Origin of the sequence: Thalassolituus sp. UBA2009, assembly GCF_002335285.1 — a bacterium.
Lineage (GTDB): Bacteria > Pseudomonadota > Gammaproteobacteria > Pseudomonadales > Oceanobacteraceae > Venatoribacter > Venatoribacter alkanivorans.
In genome coordinates, this window is the sequence record NZ_DDCJ01000047.1 from 9,235 (window position 1) to 11,383 (window position 2,149).

Below are 2,149 nucleotides of genomic sequence, written 5' to 3' on the forward strand. Positions count from 1 at the left end.
CTGTTCCCTTACTTCGCTGGTTTCGCTGGTCTGGTCCGCGACGGTGCTGACTTCCAGAAAGTCGACAAAGTAATGGAGAAATTCGGTTTCCCAATGGGTCCTGCATACCTGCTGGACGTTGTTGGTATCGATACCGGTGTTCACGCCAACGAAGTGATGGCGGAAGGCTTCCCGGATCGTATGAAGGCTGACTTCAAAACCTCTATGGAAGTGATGTTCGAAAACGAGCGTTACGGCCAGAAGAACGGTAAAGGTTTCTACGTTTACGAAACCGATAAGAAAGGCAAGCCGAAGAAAGTTGTTGATCAGACTACTTACGATCTGATCAAGCCAGTGGTTGCTGAAGCGAAAGACTTCGAAGCTGAAGACATCATCGCACGCTGCATGATCCCAATGTGTATTGAGATCGCCCGCTGTCTGGAAGAAGGTATCGTTGATACTCCGGCAGAAGCCGATATGGGTCTGATCTTCGGTATTGGTTTCCCTCCATTCCGTGGTGGTGCGTGCCGTTACATGGATTCCGTTGGTATGGCTGAGTTTGTTGCTCTGTGCGACAAGTACGCCGACCTGGGCAATCTGTACAAACCAACCGCTCGTATGCGTGAAATGGCTGCGAACGGCGAAAGCTACTTCGGTTAATAGGCGCACTAGGAGATTTAAACCATGTCTTACAATCCAAAAGACGTTGTTGTTGTTGATGCAGTGCGCTCACCTATGGGTCGTTCCAAAGGTGGCGTATTCCGCAACGTACGTGCGGAAACCATTTCTGCAAATCTGATCAACGCATTGTTCGAACGTAACCCGGGCGTTAATCCTGCTCTGGTTGAAGACGTTATCTGGGGCTGTGTAAACCAGACTCTGGAACAGGGCTTCAACGTTGCACGTCAGATCGGTCTGCTGACTGTTGTGCCTAAAGAAGCGGGTGCTCAGACTGTTAACCGTCTGTGTGGTTCTGCAATGTCTGCTATCCACACTGCGGCTCAGGCTATTCAGACCGGTAACGGCGATGTATTCGTTGTTGGTGGTGTTGAACACATGGGTCACGTGAACATGCAGCACGGTTTTGACCACAACCCTGAGTCTTCAAAGCACTTCGCTAAAGCATCCAACATGATGGGTCTGACTGCGGAAATGCTGGGCAAAATGCACGGTATTACCCGTCAGCAGCAGGATGAGTTCGCCGCGCGTTCTCACCGTCTGGCTCACAAAGCGACCCTGGAAGGCAAGTTCAAGAACGAAATCGTTCCGATGTACGGCCACGATGCTGAAGGCAAACAGATTCTGGTAACCGAAGACGAAACTATCCGTCCGGAAACTACTGTTGAAAGCCTGGGTAACCTGCGTCCTGCTTTCGATCCTAAGAGCGGTACCGTAACTGCCGGTACTTCTTCTCAGATCACCGATGGTGCATCAGCCATGCTGCTGATGAGCTACGAGAAAGCAATGGAACTGGGCCTCAAGCCACGTGCCCGTATCATTGGTATGGCGGTTGCCGGTGTTGATGCAGCGATCATGGGTTACGGCCCGGTTCCTGCGACCAAGAAAGCACTGAAGCGCGCTGGTCTGGACGTTACCGATATCGATTACTGGGAGCTGAACGAAGCTTTCGGTGCTCAGTCTCTGCCTTGCATCAAGGATCTGAAACTGACCGAAATCGCTGACAGCCGTGTAAATATTCATGGCGGTGCCATCGCTCTGGGTCACCCACTGGGTTGTTCCGGTGCGCGTATCTCTACCACTCTGATCAACGTGCTTGAGCAGGAAGGTGGTAAGTACGGTGTGTCTACCATGTGTATTGGTTTAGGCCAGGGTATCGCGACCGTTTGGGAACGTATGTAATTCTGGTCTGCTGCGCTCGGCCAGCCTTTGTTGGAAGTTTCTTTGAAATGCTCAGGTAGGACATCTACATTGCGCTTTCTCAGAAACTTCCGCCGCGGCTGACCGTCGCTCGCAACGCCCAGAAAGCATTGCTTTCCAGATACAAAAAAACCGGCTTCGGCCGGTTTTTTTGTGCCTGCAGGGTTTCGGAATATGACCGCCATGGATGGCGGAAATGTCGGTTTGGCAGGAGCATTAACCGACCCTGCGGACAGACCAGACATATAAGCGGTTTCTGCGGCGGCCCCAGGGGCGCAGAAAAACAACACCG

At 51.9% G+C, this 2,149-nt stretch carries 3 protein-coding genes; 2 read left to right on the forward strand and 1 reads right to left on the reverse strand.

Annotated elements, in window-relative coordinates; all coding sequences use genetic code 11:
* The coding region (locus B3P58_RS05240) for a 3-hydroxyacyl-CoA dehydrogenase family protein (protein WP_286716409.1) at nt 1-639 on the forward strand (639 nt) is incomplete at its 5' end.
* Nucleotides 640-663: 24 nt separating this feature from the next.
* On the forward strand, nt 664-1,839 hold the full coding sequence (fadA, locus tag B3P58_RS05245) for an acetyl-CoA C-acyltransferase FadA (RefSeq protein ID WP_145469464.1): 1,176 nt from the start codon (nt 664-666) through the stop codon (nt 1,837-1,839).
* A gap of 79 nt (nt 1,840-1,918) precedes the next feature.
* On the opposite strand, the gene B3P58_RS05250 is transcribed toward fadA, so the two are convergent.
* A partial coding sequence (locus B3P58_RS05250; protein ID WP_286716410.1) for a hypothetical protein occupies nt 1,919-2,149 on the reverse strand: 231 nt, incomplete at its 5' end.